This window comes from Streptomyces sp. NPDC060000 (assembly GCF_042737375.1).
Taxonomy (GTDB): Bacteria; Actinomycetota; Actinomycetes; order Streptomycetales; family Streptomycetaceae; genus Streptomyces.
Window position 1 is genome coordinate 15,420 of record NZ_JBHWUU010000073.1, and the last position, 17,643, is coordinate 33,062.

17 protein-coding genes and 3 pseudogenes are annotated in these 17,643 nt (G+C 69.1%); 6 read left to right on the top strand and 14 right to left on the bottom strand.

The annotated features are described in order from the left end of the window. Positions 1–36 precede the first annotated feature (36 nt). The 7 genes from ACFWBB_RS31890 to ACFWBB_RS31920 form a co-directional block, all read right to left on the bottom strand. Positions 37–468 carry an Asp23/Gls24 family envelope stress response protein gene (locus ACFWBB_RS31890; protein ID WP_385279255.1) on the bottom strand — a complete coding sequence of 144 codons (432 nt, stop codon included), beginning with the start codon at positions 466–468 and terminating at the stop codon, positions 37–39. Between the two features lie 924 nt (positions 469–1,392). After that, a complete protein-coding gene (locus ACFWBB_RS31895) occupies positions 1,393–2,013 on the bottom strand; it encodes an NAD(P)-dependent oxidoreductase (RefSeq protein ID WP_385279257.1) in 621 nt (206 codons plus the stop codon). A gap of 73 nt (positions 2,014–2,086) precedes the next feature. Next, positions 2,087–2,911 carry an inositol monophosphatase family protein gene (locus ACFWBB_RS31900; RefSeq protein ID WP_385279259.1) on the bottom strand — a complete coding sequence of 275 codons (825 nt, stop codon included), beginning with the start codon at positions 2,909–2,911 and terminating at the stop codon, positions 2,087–2,089. A gap of 210 nt (positions 2,912–3,121) precedes the next feature. Continuing rightward, on the bottom strand, positions 3,122–3,292 hold the full coding sequence (locus ACFWBB_RS31905; protein ID WP_385279261.1) for a hypothetical protein: 171 nt from the start codon (positions 3,290–3,292) through the stop codon (positions 3,122–3,124). 67 nt (positions 3,293–3,359) lie between these two features. Next, on the bottom strand, positions 3,360–3,887 hold the full coding sequence (locus ACFWBB_RS31910; RefSeq protein WP_385279263.1) for a hypothetical protein: 528 nt from the start codon (positions 3,885–3,887) through the stop codon (positions 3,360–3,362). Positions 3,888–4,055: 168 nt separating this feature from the next. Continuing rightward, positions 4,056–4,889: a GNAT family N-acetyltransferase gene (locus ACFWBB_RS31915; RefSeq protein ID WP_385279265.1), complete on the bottom strand. Its 834-nt coding sequence runs from the start codon at positions 4,887–4,889 to the stop codon at positions 4,056–4,058. Between the two features lie 276 nt (positions 4,890–5,165). Further along, positions 5,166–5,975, bottom strand: coding sequence for an inositol monophosphatase family protein (locus ACFWBB_RS31920; protein ID WP_385279267.1), 810 nt, complete (start codon positions 5,973–5,975; stop codon positions 5,166–5,168). Positions 5,976–6,099: 124 nt separating this feature from the next. Here ACFWBB_RS31920 and ACFWBB_RS31925 point away from each other — a divergent pair, with 124 nt between their 5' ends. From ACFWBB_RS31925 to ACFWBB_RS31940, 4 genes and pseudogenes are all read left to right on the top strand, one after another. Next, positions 6,100–7,011, top strand: coding sequence for a LysR family transcriptional regulator (locus ACFWBB_RS31925; protein ID WP_385279270.1), 912 nt, complete (start codon positions 6,100–6,102; stop codon positions 7,009–7,011). Positions 7,012–7,053: 42 nt separating this feature from the next. Further along, positions 7,054–7,349 (top strand): annotated as a pseudogene (locus ACFWBB_RS31930) (transposase); the annotation flags it as partial. Positions 7,350–7,444: 95 nt separating this feature from the next. After that, a complete protein-coding gene (locus ACFWBB_RS31935; protein ID WP_385279272.1) occupies positions 7,445–7,684 on the top strand; it encodes a hypothetical protein in 240 nt (79 codons plus the stop codon). A gap of 206 nt (positions 7,685–7,890) precedes the next feature. Beyond that, the gene (locus tag ACFWBB_RS31940; protein ID WP_385279274.1) at positions 7,891–8,718 is read left to right on the top strand and encodes an SAM-dependent methyltransferase; all 828 of its coding nucleotides are present in this window, start codon (positions 7,891–7,893) and stop codon (positions 8,716–8,718) included. Positions 8,719–8,817: 99 nt separating this feature from the next. Here the strand turns inward: ACFWBB_RS31940 and ACFWBB_RS31945 are convergent, their stop codons facing one another. The 6 genes and pseudogenes from ACFWBB_RS31945 to ACFWBB_RS31970 form a co-directional block, all read right to left on the bottom strand. Then, entirely contained in the window at positions 8,818–9,045 is a 228-nt protein-coding gene (locus ACFWBB_RS31945; RefSeq protein ID WP_385279276.1) for a hypothetical protein, read from the bottom strand. 17 nt (positions 9,046–9,062) lie between these two features. After that, positions 9,063–9,410: pseudogene (locus ACFWBB_RS31950) on the bottom strand (VOC family protein); the annotation flags it as partial. A gap of 266 nt (positions 9,411–9,676) precedes the next feature. Next, a complete protein-coding gene (locus ACFWBB_RS31955; protein ID WP_385279278.1) occupies positions 9,677–10,528 on the bottom strand; it encodes an aldo/keto reductase in 852 nt (283 codons plus the stop codon). Positions 10,529–10,654: 126 nt separating this feature from the next. Beyond that, positions 10,655–10,798, bottom strand: a complete 144-nt coding sequence (locus tag ACFWBB_RS31960; protein WP_385279280.1) for a hypothetical protein — start codon at positions 10,796–10,798, stop codon at positions 10,655–10,657. A gap of 452 nt (positions 10,799–11,250) precedes the next feature. After that, positions 11,251–11,823: pseudogene (locus ACFWBB_RS31965) on the bottom strand (class I SAM-dependent methyltransferase); the annotation flags it as partial. A gap of 454 nt (positions 11,824–12,277) precedes the next feature. Next, positions 12,278–13,462: a serine hydrolase domain-containing protein gene (locus tag ACFWBB_RS31970; RefSeq protein ID WP_385279282.1), complete on the bottom strand. Its 1,185-nt coding sequence runs from the start codon at positions 13,460–13,462 to the stop codon at positions 12,278–12,280. Positions 13,463–13,579: 117 nt separating this feature from the next. On the opposite strand from ACFWBB_RS31970, the gene ACFWBB_RS31975 reads away from it, so the two are divergent. Beyond that, the gene (locus tag ACFWBB_RS31975) at positions 13,580–14,464 is read left to right on the top strand and encodes an acyl-CoA dehydrogenase family protein (protein WP_385279284.1); all 885 of its coding nucleotides are present in this window, start codon (positions 13,580–13,582) and stop codon (positions 14,462–14,464) included. Here the strand turns inward: ACFWBB_RS31975 and ACFWBB_RS31980 are convergent. Beyond that, entirely contained in the window at positions 14,442–15,089 is a 648-nt protein-coding gene (locus ACFWBB_RS31980) for a TetR/AcrR family transcriptional regulator (protein ID WP_385279286.1), read from the bottom strand. The genes ACFWBB_RS31975 and ACFWBB_RS31980 overlap by 23 nt on opposite strands. Positions 15,090–15,244: 155 nt before the next feature. Here ACFWBB_RS31980 and ACFWBB_RS31985 point away from each other — a divergent pair, with 155 nt between their 5' ends. Continuing rightward, complete coding sequence (locus ACFWBB_RS31985; RefSeq protein WP_385279288.1) at positions 15,245–17,587, top strand: MMPL family transporter; 2,343 nt, start codon at positions 15,245–15,247, stop codon at positions 17,585–17,587. Positions 17,588–17,643 lie beyond the last annotated feature (56 nt).

Sequence of the window (17,643 nt, forward strand, 5' to 3'; positions counted from 1 at the left end):
CCTTCACTCAAGCGGGCTGCTCCGTGCGCGCCCCGGCTACTGGATCCGCTGCCGCTCTTCCCCCTCGTCCTCCTCGTCGGGCAGCTTCACGTCGCTGACCATGATGTTGACTTCCACGACTTCCCGGCCCGCCATCCGCTCCACCGCGGAGATCACGTTCTCCCGCACCGCACCGGCCACGTCTGTGATCGAGACGCCGTAGTCGACGACGATCTCCAGATCGATGGCCGCCTGCAGCTCTCCGACCTCGACACTGACCCCGCGCGTGGCGGATTTGCCACTACCGGCGCCAGGCATCCGCTCACGCATGGATCCCATCGAGCGGGCGAACCCGCCGCCCAGGGCGTAGACGCCGAGCACATCGCGTGCCGCCATTCCGGCGATTTTCTCCACGACCACATCGGCGACGGTCGTCCGGCCGCGAGAACGGGGCGCACCGCCAAGCTTTACGCCGGTGTTCTCAGTCATCGGGAATTCCTCCCTTGCGGCACTCGGATAGCACTTTCTATTGAGATTATATTCTCTTTAGTATCTTTTGACCGATTTTGCGGACCATGCGTGCGGTGGGGTGATCCAACGAGTGGCCCGAGCGCCCCTGGAAGAAAGAGGGTGGGAGGGCCGGTGAAAACCGAGGTGTGGGAGGCAGGCAGTACGGCGCCAGCTCGACCTGGGCCGGCTGCTCCCGCTCGGCGGGCCCGGCTACGGGACTGGATCACCGAGCATGCAGCCGTCCGGGCCCTCGGGCACGCTGCCGCAGAGATTCCCGGTGTTCGGCTGGAGTCTCTGCGCATCGGGTCGGCACCGCTCGAGCCCGTGTCCGAGCCGGCGTCCGTCCGCCGGCCAGCGGCCCTGCCGCGTGGCCCGCTCAGGATCGAAGCCGCCTTCACCGCATCCCTCGGGCAGCCACTGCCTGAGACCGCCGACCGGTTGAGGAGCGCACTGCTCAACGCGGCCGCTGAACGGCTCGGCCTGGCCACCGTGACAACCTGGTCGTCAGTGCATACTCCATGATCAGGAGTCACACCGTTCTTCTCGCAGTCCCGCCACCCGGTGCAGGAAGGACCACGTCGTCCCACCCGCAACAGGTGCCACGTGCAGGATTGCCTCCACCCCGACTGCCTTTCGCTCACCGGCTGCGGCGGCCGAGGTCCCTGCGGGCCCGCGCCGGTCCGCCGCCCCCCGAGGCCGCAGCAGGGCCAACGAGCACCGGTGCCGGCCGGTACCGCCCCCTGGCCGGCCATGACTCGAAGGACCGGTCGGGAAAAGTCTTGGCCCCCGTCCCGGTCGCCGGATGTGTGGTGGTCAGGCCTGGCTGGGGGAGGGGCGGTCGTCCAGGACGATGGTGGTGACGTCGGTGTCGCCGGAAGAGCAGCGTGTACGCCAGGCAGACACTCAGCGGTCGAGGGGCACGTAGGTGCCGCCGGGCAGGTCCGGTGTTTCGGCGGCGTCGAGCATCGCGGCGGCGACGGTGGCGCGGCTGACGCGGGCGGGGAAGAGCCGATGGGGTGCCTGGCTCAAGTCCACGGTGCGACGGTGTTCGCTGAGCGGTCCGGCAGACAGCGGCCCGCAGTGAAAGACCGTGCCCCCGGCGTCGAGGACGGTGGTGTCGGCGGTGACCTTGTCGGTGAGTTCGGCACCCATGGCCCGCAGCAGAGTGCGCGTCAGGGCGCCGGCCGCGGCGGCGGAGGCGCCGGTGCCGAACGCCCCCATCCAGATGATGCGCTCGGGGCCGGCGGCCACGGCGCCACGAGCACCCGCGGTCAGCACACCGACCTGGTCACGGCTGGGGATACCCAGTGCGGAGATGATGGTGGTGGCGTCCTTGAGCGCACGGCCGATGGCGTCGGTGTCCCGTACGTCGGCGCGCACTCGGATCAGCTGGTCGTCATGGCCGGTGGCCGGGAGGCGGTCGGGATTACGGGCGACGGCCGTGACGGTGTGGCCACGATCAAGGGCCTGCTGGATCAGCAGCTGCCCGGTGGCGCCCGTGGCGCCCAAAACAGTGAGATGCATGGTCGAACTCCTCATAGGAAGGCGGTACTTGGTGGTTTGGCGATTTCTGCCGGGTGACGGACGCCGCGGCGGTTCAGGTGGTACTGGACAGCACGTTCAGAGCGGCGGCGTGCACTCCTGGCGCGGCGACCAGCAGGTCGGCGCCCGGCCGCCAGGGCCGGCCGTACAGGTCGGTGGCTATGGCGCCGGCTTCGGTAGCGAGCAACACACCAGCGCCCACCCCTGACATCTCGGGCTGGAACTGCCAGTAGGCGTCGTACTGGCCGGCGGCCACGCCCAGCAGCGGGAAGGTGGTGGGGATGGTGCTGCGTACCAGCAACGCGTTGCCCAGCATGGCGGCGAATGCCTTCGCCATGTGCCGGCGTTGCGCCTGGTCTTCGCCGCCGTCCTGGCTGGTGGTCATCATCGCCATTTTGAGGTCGGTCTTGGCGGACGCCTGCAGCCGAGTTCCGCTGCGGAAGGCACCGCCGCCGCGCACGGCGGTATAGGTGACGTTGCCGATGGGCTGATGCACCACGCCGAGCACAGGCTCGTTGTCGCGGACCAGGGTGATGGTGGTGCCCCATTCGGTCAGCCCGTGCAGGTGGTTGATCGCGCCTTCGACGATGTCGCTCACCCACCACTCGCCGGCCGGCAGGCCGCCTTGGTGCTGTTCCTCCTCATCCTCGCCCAGCCAGGTGGCCTGCGGCCGGATCGCGGCCAGGGCAGCCTGAACGCCCTCGGCGGCTTCTTCTTCCATAGGTCCGAAGCGGCTCATGATGTCCTCACGGGTGACCGGTCGGGCATCTGGTGAGTAGCGGGCAAGTACGCGGGCGCCGATCCGTTCGGCGACCTCGACGACGGCGGGGAGCATTGCCGAGTCGTCGGTGAGGGCGCTCGGCACGGCAGGAGCGGACATGGCAGGAGTAGACATGGCAGGTATCTCCGAGAGTTGAGGGACATGAGAGCAGAAGCTGCTGCTTCAGCGGTGGTTGTTCGTGTACGGGTGATGCGAGGCGCCACCGAGATCGGCCCGCGAGGCGGCCGAGGGCGGGTTCAAAGGGTTGCGGCGAGCAGGGCGACGGCGTCGGCGTCGGCGTGCAGAGCCGGCGTGCTGACGTGATGCTCGTCAGCCGGCTGCGACGGCCGGCCCTTCGCCGGTGATGATGCCGCCGGTTTTGGCGAGCAACACCATCCCGCCCAAGCCGGACCGCGCGCGCTCCCCGTACTGCCGGTGCATAGGCATACGTCCTGCGGCGACCCGGGACAGCTGGTGGATGGCGGGCGCGGGCATACGCACGTAGAGGACCGCACGCGGCACCACGCTGACCAAAGGCCCCCTGTGCCACGATCGTCCGGGGGCTGCGCTACTTGCGGACTCGGCCCCACGGTTTGAAGACCGAGAGGACCATGGCAAAGCTCAACAGCGCCATGGCGGTGGCGGCGAGGAACGAGACGAACCAGATGTCCTGCAACGGCTGCTCGCCCGTGGCGAGTTCGGTGACGGGACCCAGGAACGCCAGCATCATCGCGCAGGCGACGACGTTGAGGACCAGCTTCACAGCGACCCACCAGTAGCGTACGAGGCCCCACTTGGTCGCCAACCCCAGTAGGACACCGGTGAGCAGGCAGACCGCCCCTGCTATGAGTGCTGAGAGCAGAAGAGGGACGACGAAAAAGTCCGCGAGTGCGCGATATACGGTGGTGCGTTCCTCGCCCGCGCGTGCCCAACCGATCGCCACCAGGACGATGGAGATGACATCGATGCCGATCCAGGCTCCCGCCGAGGCGACGTGCGTGACCAGGATGCTCTTGCGCAGCCGGGCCGGGATGCTCCACAGGACCCGGCGAGCCCGTTGCGGTGGGGTGGTTGGCGCTGTGGAAAGCGTGGTCATGGCTGTCCTAGTCTGTGGATCGTGCCGGCTACGGCTCAGCGGTCGGAGCCTGTGACGGGTCCCGCCCTGAACGGATGGGTGACATGCGGTGTGCGGCCGTCCGGCCTGTCTGTCTTCTGTCTGTCTGTCTGTCTGTCTGTCCGGAGCACTGCGGACCATGGCCTCGCTCTATGCGCGCCACAGCCAGTTGACCCGGTCATACATCGGCTCGAAGCCGGCGCGCACCAGGTTGTGCAGGGACGGGTTGTGTTCAGCGGGGTCCGCCGCGCCCGTCTCGGCGACGATCCATCGGCAGCCCTCGTCCGCGGCCGCGCGGAGGCGGGCGGCGAGTAGCGCGGACTGGGCGCCGTGGCCGCGCGCGTCCGGCAGCGTGGCCCCGGCGAACATGTGGGCGCAGTCGGCGTTGAAGAAGACGCTCCCGACCGCGACAATGCGCTCACCTGCCCAGACCGCGTACTGCCGCCAGTTCGCCTTGCCCACGAACGACGCGGCCATCTCGATCATGTCCGGTGCGGTGAACCCGAAGGTGGTCATCATGACGGTGGCCCACTCACGGGTCTGCTGGACATCGAAGACGCCGACCCGCCAGCCGGGGTCCAGGACGGGAAGGCCGGTGGGGGTGGGCGCCGTTTCGAGGTCTCGGCCGAGCTTGGTGTATCGGCTGCCCTCGGTGAGGCCCAGTTTCGAGGCAGTGGCGTCCCAGTCGGGCGGCAGCAAGGGTGGTGCGATCATGAGCGAGCCCTGCGCCACCCCCTGCTCCCGGTAGAAGTCGCATACCTGGCTCACGTCCTCGACGGTGATCGGGCGGTCGGTGCCGAAACCGCCTGCCCGGTTGAAGAAGTGGCTCGGGTCCTCGCGGATCACCAGTGCCTGCGTGGCGCCGGTGTGCACGGTGCCGAGTCCCAGGGCCTCCTGCACTGATGCCGGAGCGCTGGTCGCGAAGTCGGCGTAGGCCATGATCTCGGTCAGCTCGGCAACGCCACAGGGCACGGTGATCGTCATGCGTAATTCCCTACGTTCGTAGCGGCGCCGGCAAGACGGATACCAACTGCGCTTGGGTGGTGAGGACTTTCCGTACCCCCGGCACGACGGCACGACGGCACGACGGCACGACGCACATTGCTCGGGGCGGAACGAAGTGGAACGGAGCGGACCCGACGGCCAGGCGTACGCGCCTTCGTGTACACCCACAACACCCCACCAGCCACAACACCCGGCTCTGCCCGCGCGATTGCGAGTTGGGGTGGCAGGGCCAAGGTGGTCCGGCAGGGGAGCCGATCAGATCGAGGACAGGACGTCCAGCGCGGTGGTGTGGATCTGGGGGGCGGCGGCCAGGAAATCGCGGCTGGCCGCGTTCCAGGGCTTGCCGTCCAAGTCGGTGACGGTGCCTCCGGCCTCGGCGACCAGTAGGGCGCCCGCGACGAGACCGGAGCGGACGTCGGAGAACTGCCAGAAGGCGTCCATACGTCCGGCGGCGACGTGGATGAGCTGCAGGGTGGCCGGCACGGACACACGTACAACCAGACCGGCGGTGAGCATGGCGGTGACCGATTGCCCGATGCGGCGGAAGGTGTCGGTGCTCTCGCCGGGCCGGGCCTGTCCGGTGCCGACCAACGCGGCCCCCAGGTCACTCTTCGCCGACACCGTCAGCGTACGGCCGTTGAGGTGGGCGCCACCGCCGGCGGTGGCGGTATAGGTGTCGCCGGTCAGCGGGAGGTGAACGACCGTGAGGACCGGCTGGTTGTCGCGCACCAGGGTGGCGGTCACGGCCCAGTCAGGCATGCCGTGAACGTGGTTGATGTTGCCCTCGGCCGGGTCGACGACCCACCACTCGCCCGGCGGGAGCGCCCCGCCGGCCAGCTCGTCCTCCGCCCACTGCGATCCCGCCCTCGCCCGCAGCAGCGGCTCTCGCAGCACGGCGAGGACTGCGTCGTCATTCGCGTGGATCTCGCCGACGACCTCCTCCAGGCTCACGCCCCGGGCGTGGGTCGTGTAGCGCTCCCGCAGGGTGACTCCGGCGTCCTCCACCGCAGCGGTCACCGCGGACAGGAGCGTGGCGTCGGGGTCAAAAGGCATGGCTGTGGTCATGGGGCATTCCCTCGGGTCGGTAGAGGCGGGGTGTTCACGGACGCTGTCCCTGCCCCGCACCTCGAAGGTAGAAGCCGTCACTGTTAACAGCAAGTGCATCGTTTTCACTTATATAGTTACTGGTATGCAACTGGACCTGAACCTGCTCGCCGCCCTGGACGCGCTCCTCGAGGAAGGAAGCGTCCAGGGTGCCGCCGCCCGCCTTCATGTCACCTCCCCGGCGATGAGCCGCTCCCTGGGCCGCATCCGCAAAGCCACCGGCGACCAGATCCTGGTCCGCACCGGACGCCACATGACTCCCACCACCCGCGCCCTGGCCATGCGCACCCAGGTCCACGCCCTGGTGCAGCAGGCCCACCACCTGCTGTCCGCTCAGACCGAACTCGACCTGGCGGGGCTGGAGCGAGTGTTCACCGTCCGCTGGCACGACGCCCTCACCACCACCTGTGCAACCGCCCTGATCGCCGCAGTGCACCGCCAGGCCCCCGGGGTGCAACTCCGGCTGACCGCCGAGCCCGGTGACGACACCCCCGAGCTCCGCCGCGGTGAGGTCGACCTCGCCTCCAGTGCCGGCCCGCCGTCCCTGCCCGACATCCGCCACCGCCTCATCGGCCGCGACCGGCTCGTCCTGGCCGTCCGCCCAGGCCACGCCCTCACCCAACAGCCCGTCACCCCCGAGAGATACGCGGCGGCCGATCACCTCACCGTCTCCCGGCGCGGACTCCTCCACAACCGGATCGACGACGCCCTGAGCGCCCTCGGCCACAAACGCCGCGTCATCGCCTCCGCCCCCACCACCTCCACCGCACTCCAACTCGCCCGCGACACCGACCTCGTGGTCACCCTCCCCGACGCGGCCACCCGCTCCGCCCGCCGCCAACTCGGCCTGACCACCCTGCCAGTGCCACTCGACCTGCCCGAAGTACCCCTGCACCTGCTCTGGCACCAACGCCACGACAACGACCCCGCCCACACCTGGCTACGCGAAACAGCCACCCAAACCCTGCGCACTCTGTTCACCTCACCCAGCCAGTAGCAGCCCAACAGGCCACACCCGCCGGACCGCAGAGGGCGGTTCATGAGTCGGTACTGCAACGGTGCTTGCAACCTTGCTGATGTCACGTTGTGGGCGGGTGAACCGGGTCCTCCGCATGAGCGGTTCGTGCACCGGTTCAACCGGGGGAGCCGCGTCAGTCGGCGCTGGCCTATATGCGGGGGCTGGTGGCGCCGCTGCAGCGCAAGAACGGCTGGACTCTGGCGGAGGAGGCCGGGCACGCGGGTCCCGATCGCATCCACCGGTTGCTGAACCGGATCGAGTGGGACGCCGACGAGGTCCTGGACGCATGTCGGATGCCGGTCGCCGGTCACAGGGGCTCGACCACTTGCAGCACCCGCTGACCCCTTCGCGTGACCCGACGAGTAGCTTTGCAGCAGCCGAACTTGGGGGAACGATGGCCTACGGTGAGCTCGTGGCGCTTTCGCTCCTCGCCATGGCAGTTCTGGGAATGACCGGTGCTGGGCTCGGTATCTACGCCCTGACCAGCAACCGGGTGCCTGGACGACTGTTCGGCAAAACAGTACGAAACCCCAGACTCTGGGGAACCGGCATGCTGCTCATGGTCTCCAGTTTGGCCTTCGTCTCATGGACGCTGCTCATCATCGGGCTCGGCATCACTGTCACCAGCCACGCCGTCAAGCCCACCGGGTGACCCGAACTCGCCACTCACGCGACGGCGCCTTGCGTAGGCGTCGACGGCGATCGACAGGCCTGCGCCTGACGCACGCGACCGCCACCACAGCACCACGACCGCGCACCGGTCTACGTTGAGGCCTCGACGCGCGTCCATGCCCTCGCGCCGGCCCGACCGGCTGGAGGACCCCAAAACGGGGGTGCGCAGGCGGCGTTCCGGGAAGAATGGCCGCCATGACGTACGAAGGCTCCTCCATCGACCCGGCCAAGCCCAGCATCGCCCGCGTCTACGACTACCTGCTCGGCGGCAAGGACAACTACGCCGTGGACCGTGAGATCGGCGACGTGTTCAAGCGCGACCTGCCCGGTTCGGTGGCCATCGCCTTCGCCAACCGCGCGGCCCTGACCCGGGCGGTCAGGGAGATCGCGAAGACCACCGGCGTTCGGCAGTTCATCGACCTGGGCAGTGGCCTGCCGACCGCGGACAACGTCCACCAGGTCGCGCAACGGCACGCTCCCGAATCCCGGGTCGTCTACGTCGACATCGACCTCCAGGTGTTGGTCCACGGCCGCGCACTGCTGGAGAACAACGACCGCACCCGCGTCGTCGCGGTCGATGTGCGCAACCCCGAAGGCATACGCACTCACCCCGACACCCTCGAAATCATCGACTTCACTCGTCCCGTCGCCGTCATCCTCAGCGCCATCCTCCACCACGTCAACGATGACGAGGACCCGGCCGGCATCGTCCGCTACTGGCGCGACCACGTCGCCTCCGGAAGCTACTTCTTCATCAGCCACTTCCGCTCCGGCAACAACCCGGAGACCGCGGAGGCCGAGAAGATCCTCCAGCAGACGTTCGGCCGCGGCCGGTGGCGCACGGACGCGGAGATCGCCTCCCTGCTGGACGGCCTGGAGATCCTCGACCCCGGGATCGTCCCCGCGTCCCTGTGGCGTCCCGAGGAGACCGACAACCCGTGGAACAGCGGCGAACGACGAGAGCTCACGGTCTGGGAACACCTCATCGCCGCCGGACTGGCCCGGAAAGCCTAGACGTGATCCCCGGATGCCGATCGCTGGCGGTTGCTCCTCTGGCCGCCGATCGCCGGGGTGGCGAAACGCCTCGGCATCGACGCCCGCAAGATGTCTCACCTACTGGTGCCGTCGTTTCAGGAGCCTGTGCGCGAGGGTGGCCACGGGAGTTCGGGCGCCTTCTTCGTCGTGCACATGACGATGTATGACCCGTTGCAGGTGAAGGCGATCGCTACGTTGCGCGGGGGTTCCGTCCTTGTCGACGCAGGCCAGGCGGGTCACGTCACGGGCCGGCAGCTCCTGGCCGATCGGGCGGTTCAGAACCTCGTCGATCTCGTTCGGCCGCATGGTTCGGTTCCTCCTTCTCAGCGCAGTTGCTCGGCCAGTCCGACGATGATGCCCTCCGGGCCGCGGAGGTAGCAGAGCAGATAGCTGTCCTCGAACCGGGCGATCTCGCCGACGAGTTCGGCGCCGTGAGGGCGCAGGCGGGCAACGGTGTCCTCGATGTCGTCGACGGCGAACATGACGCGGTGCGTGCCCAGAATGTTGTGCGGCCGGTTGCGCGGCCCGACGCTGATCACCGCGGGGCTGCGGTACTTCGCCAGCTCGAGCCGGCTGTGACCGTCCGGGGTCCGGACCATCGCGATGTCACAGCGGACGCCGTCGAGTCCGGTGCACTGGTCGGCGACGACGCCCTCGACCTCCGCCCTCGCTGTAGGTCGCGCACCAGTGCCCGCGGGCGCAGACCATGCCGTTGTGCGGCCTCCACGGCGAGCCGTCCGATGCTGCCGGTGGCGCCGGCCATGAGTACGTCGGTGATGCTCTGCTTCTTGGACATGGTGAGGTCCCGGTCCGTGAGGTGGGTGCCGTCGTGAGGACGTCGAGGAGGTGCCCCTCCCGGACGGGTTCCTCGGTCCGTGGAGGCGCGGAGTACCGCGCGCGAGTTCGTTCTGGTGCGGTGGCGCTGACGTCCGCCGGCTCAGGCGTCCAGGCGCCGTGCGCTGAGCCAGCTGACCATTGCCGGGTCGTGGTGGTCGAAGAACAGCGTCGCTCCGGTGTCCAGGGCGGTGATGGCCGCCATCTGGTCGTCGGTGAGCTCGAAGTCGAAGATGTCGAAGTTCTCGGCCATACGGTCGGCACGGACCGACTTGGGGATCGCGATCACACCGCGCTGGGTCAGCCAGCGGAGCACGACCTGCGCCACCGACCTGTCGTGGCTCGTGCCGATCTCGCTCAGGACCGGGTGGGTGAAGATGTCGTTCCTGCCCTCGGCGAACCCGCCCCACGACTGGATCTGGACCCCGTGCTCGCGCATCAGCTCCTGGTCGGCCGTGCGCTGGAAGAACGGGTGGGTCTCGATCTGGTTGACCGCGGGCGTGACCTCGTTGTTGATGACGAGGTCGAGAAGCCGGTCGGGGTAGAAGTTGGCGACGCCGATCGCCCTGACGCGGCCTTCGCGGTTCAGGTCCTGCATGGCGCGCCACTGGCCGTACACGTCGCCGTAGGGCTGGTGCATCAGGTACAGGTCGAGGTGGTCCAGGCCGAGCTTGGTCAGGGACGTCTCGAAGGCGCGCTCGGTGTTCTCCTGCGCGGGCGCGTCCTGGACCCACAGCTTGGTGGTGACGAACAGCTCCTCGCGCGGGATGCCACTGCTCTTGATCGCCCGGCCGACGGCTTCCTCGTTGCCGTACGCGGCTGCTGTGTCGAGCAGCCGGTAGCCGGCGGCGAGGGCCTCGGTGACGGCCTGCTCGGTCTGCTCCGGCGGGATCTGGTAGACGCCGAAACCGAGGATGGGCACCTCGACGCCGTTGTTGAGGGTGACGGTCTGCATGGGGCGTTCCTTACTTTTCGCGGGTTCCTCGAGCATCCCGCCTTTCCGGTCCAGGTGGCAGGTCGGGCTGTGCCGGGGAGCGGCGTTCGGGGTAATGACAGGGCCCCCACGCGCCTGCCACCCAGGTCAGCGCGGTGTGACACTGACGGCATGGCATCCGAGCAGAGCACGGACAGGGGCGGCGACGGCGAGCCGGGCCGGTTCCACGTAGATCGGGGCGCCGTCGGGCCGGGCGGCGCGGATCGATTTCAGCGCGGCCAGCGTGTTCACGGCACCGTAAGCGGAGCACTTCGCGGACCACTGTGGTGCGCAGCCAGGGCGGCCAGGATCGCACCGGCTCAAGATGCGAGGCGTGCCCGCGCTGCCAGCACTGCGAGAAGGCCTCTTGGACTGCGTCGTCGGCCACCGTGCGGCGCCCTCCGGAGATGAACATGGCTTGTGCCGGCAGGGGCCGGTACCAGTGACGATCAGCACGCGTCCGAGCTTCTGGGGAACGTCCCCGCGCCGACGGGAATGGTCCCTCCTCTGTCACGGCGGCCGGCTCCTCGCAGCGACAGCCCTCCGCGCAGGTCAGCTGTCTGCCGCGCGATGTGCCGTCGCGCCGGCTGACCGCCCGAACCGGGAGCTGGGCGAGCCCGCCGTGGGGCTGTGCTTCTTCATTGACCTGCACGCCCCCAGCCCGCCCTGACCAGGCTGGGAAGCCAAGCCGGTCTGTCCTCGCATCAGATGGTCCGCTGATCGCCCGTGCGGAACGCGGTCACCAGGAGCGTGTCGGCGGCGCGCGGCTCTGGTCCGCCGGGCAGCACCTCGGTACTGAACCTGGCCTCCTCGAGGAGCTTGGTCCACACCTGCTCCTGGAGTACCCGGCGGCGCATGAGGGCCGCCACGCCGTCCGGCGTCTTCGCACCGATCTCGGTGTGCTGCACGTCGGGGTGGGCGGGCGTGCCGCCGAGGTGATGGGCAAGGGTGGAGAACACCAGCCGCCCGCCGGGGCGCAGCGCGCTCGCCGCTGCGGGCAGCAGCTCGCGCGGTTCGGTGAAGTCAACGGCACCGAAGACGCTGTAGAGGACGTCGTAGGTGTCGGCGCTGGCCCTCAGGTGGGCCAGCACATCGCAATGAGCCAGGCGCAGCCGCGGGGCGAGATGGCCGTACAGGTCCTTGGCCATGGCGTGCTGGGCGGGCGAGGCGTCGACCGCGACGATGCGGGGTGGTTCGTGGTGGACGGCCAGGTGGGCAGCGTGCCGGGCCGCCCCGGCGCCGAGATCGCCTACACACCGGCCGGTGACGTCGCCGAGGGGGGCCCGGGCCCCGTTGGAGAACTCTCCCCGTGATACCGCCGCGACCGCGAGGATGAGGGTGTTCGCGACACAGGAGTGGTGACCATGGGCAGGGTTTCGAACGAAGCCGCGGCTATCAGTTTGTCCACGATGCAGGAGCAGGCCCCGGATTTGGTGAACCTGTACAAGTCGGCCGGGGCCGGCGTACGTGCGCACGGTCTCGAGGGCTCAAGCGGGCCCCGACCGATGGCCGGCCACAGCTGGTCGACCTCGGCATGCCCGTCTTCACCGCCGACACGCAGCCTCACCCAGACGGCGCATCGTCACGGCCGACAGGAGCAATGTGGACGGCAAAGACGGGGTATCGCGGAGACGAAAGGGGGCCATGAGAGGCAAGGGGGCGCGCAGCGCTGATCTGCGGCACCAGCGAGCGCTGCGCTGAGGTCACCGCCCACCTCGACGACACCTCCGTTCACGGGGTGCTGGGGCCCCCGGCGCACAGTGCGTGGTCGATCAGGGTGCTGGCCGCGTTCTCCTGTTCCAGTATGTGCTCCTGGGTGTCGCCGCGTGCCTCGGACATGGAGACCACGGCGCTTCGCCTGCCGTCGTCGGTGACGCCGTTGAGGGTGATGTAGCCACCGTCCCCGCCCTCATGGCTCCAGTAGGTTCCTCCGCAGCTCAAAGGGCGGTCGACCAGCCCGAGCCCGTATCGGCCGTCGGGCCACAGCTGTTGGACCTCCGCGTTCACGGGGACGGTCTGTTTCATCTTGGCCAGCTGCCGTGCCGGTAGGAGGCGGCCATCGAGCAGCGCGCGGAGGAAGCGGTTCTCGTCCCGGGTGGTCGTGACCCACGAAAGGTTCGCGTAGTCCACCGGTATCTGGTCGGTGACGTCCACCCGGGAACCGGGGCCGAAGAGCTGGTAAGCCTGGGCGTGGGGTCGGGGCAGGGTGGGCGAGGTGCCCATCCACCGGGTCTGGTCGAGGCCCAGCGGGCGCAGGATGCGGTTTTTGATCTCTTGGTGGGCGGGGTGACCGGTGGCCTTCTGGATGATCATGTCGAGCAGGACGTAGCCGGTGTTGGAGTACGCCCAGCCCTCGCCGGGCAGAAAGTCCTCCGGCTCTTGGGCCATCGCGAGGTCGACCAGTTGCTTGGGTTCGTAGATGTTGTGGCGCTGGTGGTAGTACTCCTCCGGCGTGGTGTATCCGGGCAGGGCGTCGCGGATGCCGCTGGTGTGCTGGAGCAGGTGGCGGATGGTGATGTGGCTGCCGTCGTTGCCGTTACCCCGCACCACACCGGGCAGCCAGTGGTCGACCGTGTCGTCCAGGGACAGCCTGCCCTCGACCTCCAGTTGGAGGACCACGGTGGCGACCAGCGTCTTGGATGTGCTGGCCATGCGGAAGTAGCCGCCGGAAGGGACCGGGCGGCCGGTGTTCAGGTCGGCGGTACCGCTGATGGCGACCGACTGCCGACCGTTAGGCGCGATGACGAGGGCCTGCACACCGCTGATACCGAGGGCGTGGATCGCCTCGGTGTCCTGGCGTAACTGCTCCACAGGGGAGGGACCGGCGGGCTGGGCGACGGCCGAGACCACCTCGGCGGTGAGCAGCGTAGCGACACCGAGTGCCATGGCCAGGTGCTTTCGCAGAGTCGAAGTCATGGCTGGACGCTAGTTTCGCCCCCCTACGGGGCGCGATCCGGCGCACCCCAAGATCGGAACGGGGGATACCCCCAGCGCGGGCCGTCGCCAGTCTGGCCTCGACCTGCCGAGCGCGGTGTGACGGTTCTCGAATCCAACACCACGGTACGGCAGGGCGAGAACCTGGCCGGCGAGCCACGGGACACGGTTCTGCTGCACCGCACTCCGGCCACGCCGATCGCCTCCGGCCCTGGGCACGCGGGCACCGAACCCGTCGAACCGGATGAAGCGACTGCGGCCGTAGCCGTGGCCCGCATCACCACCGCCCAGGCGGCAACCGAAGTCGGGTGCCTGGCACACCAGTTGCACGGTGCCCTGGGCATCACCCAGGAGTACCCACTGCACCACGTCACCCGCCGGCTGTGGGCGTGGCGCGACGCCGTGGCCGGCGAACGTGCCTGGACCGACGAACTCGGGAGGCGGGCAGCGGACCGCGGCGAGACGGCCGTCTGGACCCAACTGACCGCCACCAGCTCGCAGGGCGGGCTGTCACCTGCGGATTCCACCTGCAGGTGCCGACCGGGGCAGACCCCGCTGGGCACGCCGGGCACCTGCCCGGCCGGACCCTCATCCCGCACCCCACCGCCAGCCGCACCCACCCCACCTCCGGCAGCCCGAACCACGTGCCCGGACGATGCGCTGCACGGACCATGGCGTCCCGTAGGGCCTTCGGCCGCGATCGACGCACAGTCAGCGGCTTCTTGTATTCGGCGAGGCGCGGGCGCCAAGGACCCGAAGACCACGCCGAACAGCGCACGGGTTCCGGCACGGGGCGGCGCTGGTCATCGGCCGAGCCAGGTCATTCCGGCCCAGGGGGCAGACACACACGAGGACTGCCCGACACTCCCTCCCCTCACCTCCGGGAGCCCGGGCTCTGCCGTGGAGGGCTCCTCGGCCTCGCGGCGATGGCGCCCTTGGGCGTCGGCCTCGGCTCCGGGAGTCAGTCCCGGACGGCGCTGCTGATCGCGGCGCGGAGGTCGTCATCCTCCGTTTCCGCGCGTGCCGGTGGGAGAGGGGACGCGCCGGCGGGGTTGAGCGAGTCGAAGAGCAGGGCCATGAAGCGTGCGCGCATGGACGGTGCGGTGCCGGGGAGCGCGAGGCCTGCGATACCCATGACGAGGAAGTGCGGAATGTCGTCCGCAGTGAGGTCGGTACGGATCTCGCCCTGCTCCTGTGCGTGCTCGAGGAGGGGGCGGAGGGACTCGCTGAGGCGCTGGAGGGCATCCACGGCGACGTCGGCGAAGTTGGCGGCGAAGGTGACCAGTCCCCGCTCCTCGGTGATCAGGTCGAGCAGCCGGGTGGCGATGTCCAGGAGGGTCTGGCGTGGGTGGCTGGAGGCGGTGGCGTCGTTGATCAGTGGGAGGAGGTCGGTTTCGAGGATGTCGTCGAGGACGGCCCGGACGATGGCCTCCCGGTTGGGGAAGTGCCGGTAGAGCGTGGCGATGCCCACGCCCGCCTCGGCGGCGATCTGCTCCAGAGAGCCCTCACCCGCACCCAGGACATTGCGTCCGGCCGCGATGATGCGCTCCACGCTGGAGCGGGCGTCAACCCTGCGGAGCCGGTGTGTGCGCGGTGCGGCGTTCGGCATCTGTGACCCTTCCGTTCTGCACCGCAGACTACTCAATCCCCTGCGGGACGGTAGCACCCTACCGTTTTGATAGACAACTATTGTTTTGGTAGTACCCTCTCACTTCGTTCGAGTGTGCGTGCCCAGGCAGGGTGCGCCGGAGAAGGGAGAAGGGCATGTCTGTACTGCTGTACCGGCTGGGGCATTTCGCCTACGCCAGGCCCTGGTATGTGATCGCCGGCTGGCTGGCGATCGTGTCCGCCGTGGTGGCGCTGCTCGCGGTCAACCCCGTCAAACTGAGCAACGAGGTACGCATCGACGGCACCCCCGCCCAGGAGGTCATCGACGATCTGGCGAAGTCCCTTCCCGAGGCGTCCGGCGGGCAGGGCATGCTGGTGTTCCGCGCGCAGAACGGGACACGGATCGACGGCGAGGACAGCCGCGCCGCCCTCATCGCCGCGGTGGACGCGGTCTACCGCCACGACCACGTCATCGACGCCCGCAAGGTCCTCGCCGAGGAGTTGTCGAAGGGGGAGAGGAGTCCGCTGCTGCGGGCCCAGGCGGCGGTGGCCGAAGCCGCCGGGCAGCCGACGGGAGGCAAGGTGCCGGCCCCGCTGCTACGGGACGGCCGACCGGTGCCCGGGGTCGTCGTCTCGGCCGACGGCTCCACCGCCCTGATGCAGTTCCAGTTCGACGAGCAGACCTATGAGCTGCCCTCCGGCACGATCGACAGCACCGTCGAGGCCGCCGAGCGGCAGGCCGAACGAGCTCACCTCGACGTCCTGCCGTCGGCGGCGATGCTGGAGATACCCGAGATCGTGGGCGTCGGTGAGATCGTCGGCGTCGTGGTGGCGGCCATCGTCCTGCTGGCCACTCTGGGGTCGGTCGTGGCGGCGGGCCTGCCCCTGGTCATCGCTCTGGTCGGTGTCACGGTGGGCGTCGGCGGCGCCTTCACCCTCTCCACCGTCTTCGAGATCCACTCGCTCACCGCCGTACTGGCCCTGATGCTGGGGCTCGCCGTCGGCATCGACTACGCCCTGTTCATCGTCAACCGGCAACGGCGGCTCATCCTGGACACCGGCCTGGACGCGCACGAGGCGACCGGCCGCGCCATCGGCACCGCCGGCAGCGCGGTCTTCTTCGCCGGCAGCACCGTCATCATCGCCCTGGCAGGACTGCTGGTGGTCGGTATCACGCTGCTCAGCACCATGGCCCTCGCCGCCGCTGCCACGATCGCCGTCACCGTCCTGCTCGCCCTGACCCTGCTGCCGGCGCTCCTGGGCCTGGTCAAGGAGCGCATCTGCTCGGCCGGAACCCGACGCACGGCGCAGCAGCAGGCCTCCGCCGCCGCACGGACACGGGCCACCCGCTGGGGATCACGCCTGGTCCGCCACAAGTACCCCGCTCTCACGGCGGCGTTCCTGATCCCCCTGGTTCTCGCGCTGCCCGCCCTCGACATGAGGATGGGCCTGCCGTCCGGCGCCAGCTACAACCCCGACACCGCCCAGCGCCAGAGCTACGAGGAGGTCAGCGACACCTTCGGCCCCGGCTACAACGGCCCCCTCATGCTCGTCGCCCGCTCCTCCGACAGCGGGCGGCCGCTCACTCCCACGGCGCTCGCCGCGGTCGTCTCCGAGCTGAAGGACACCGAGGGCGCCACTTCGATCTCTCTGGCAGGTATGAACACCGCCGGCACCGTGGCCGTCCTCAGCCTCGTTCCCGGCGACGGTCCGAACGACGACGGCACCAAGGACCTCGTCACCTCCGTGCGGGACAAGAGCCGGGAGATCCGCGAAACCCATGGCGTCACCATCGGCATCACCGGCTTCACCGCCCTCGCGATCGACGTGTCCGACCGCCTCGGGGACGTCCTGCCCCTCTACGTGGCCACCGTTCTCGGGCTCTCGCTGATCGTCCTGCTCCTGGTCTTCCGCTCGGTCGTCGTCCCGGTGATGGCCACTGTCGGCTTCCTGCTCAGCATCGCCGCCACCTTCGGCATCACCACGGCAGTCTTCCAATGGGGCTGGCTGCAGGCGCTGTTCGGACTCGACGCGAGCGCACCTGTGGTGAGCCTGCTGCCCATCATCGTCACCGGCGTGCTCTACGGACTGGCCATGGACTACCAGGTGTTCCTGGTCACCTCGATGCGCGAGGCCCGCATGCACGGCGCCGACCCGCTCGACGCGACCGTCTCCGGCTTCGCCCGGGCGAGCGCCGTCGTGGTCGCCGCGGCCACGATCATGGTCTCGGTCTTCGCCGGATTCATCTTCAACGCCCAGCCCATGATCAAACAGGCGGGATTCGCGCTGGCGGCGGGCATCCTCATCGACGCGTTCGTCATCCGCATGACATTCATCCCGGCCACCATGGCACTCGCGCGGGAGAAGGCCTGGTGGATTCCCGTGTGGCTGGACCGTCTCCTGCCCGACCTGGACGTCGAAGGCGAGAAACTCGCGCAGAAGATCCCGCTTCCCCATCCTGCCGCTCCCCGGCAGCACGCCACAGCGCAGCAGACCTGACGCTCCGTCGGAGAACGCGTGCCTGCCGGCAACGCCGAGCCCGCGGTCGTCGGCCG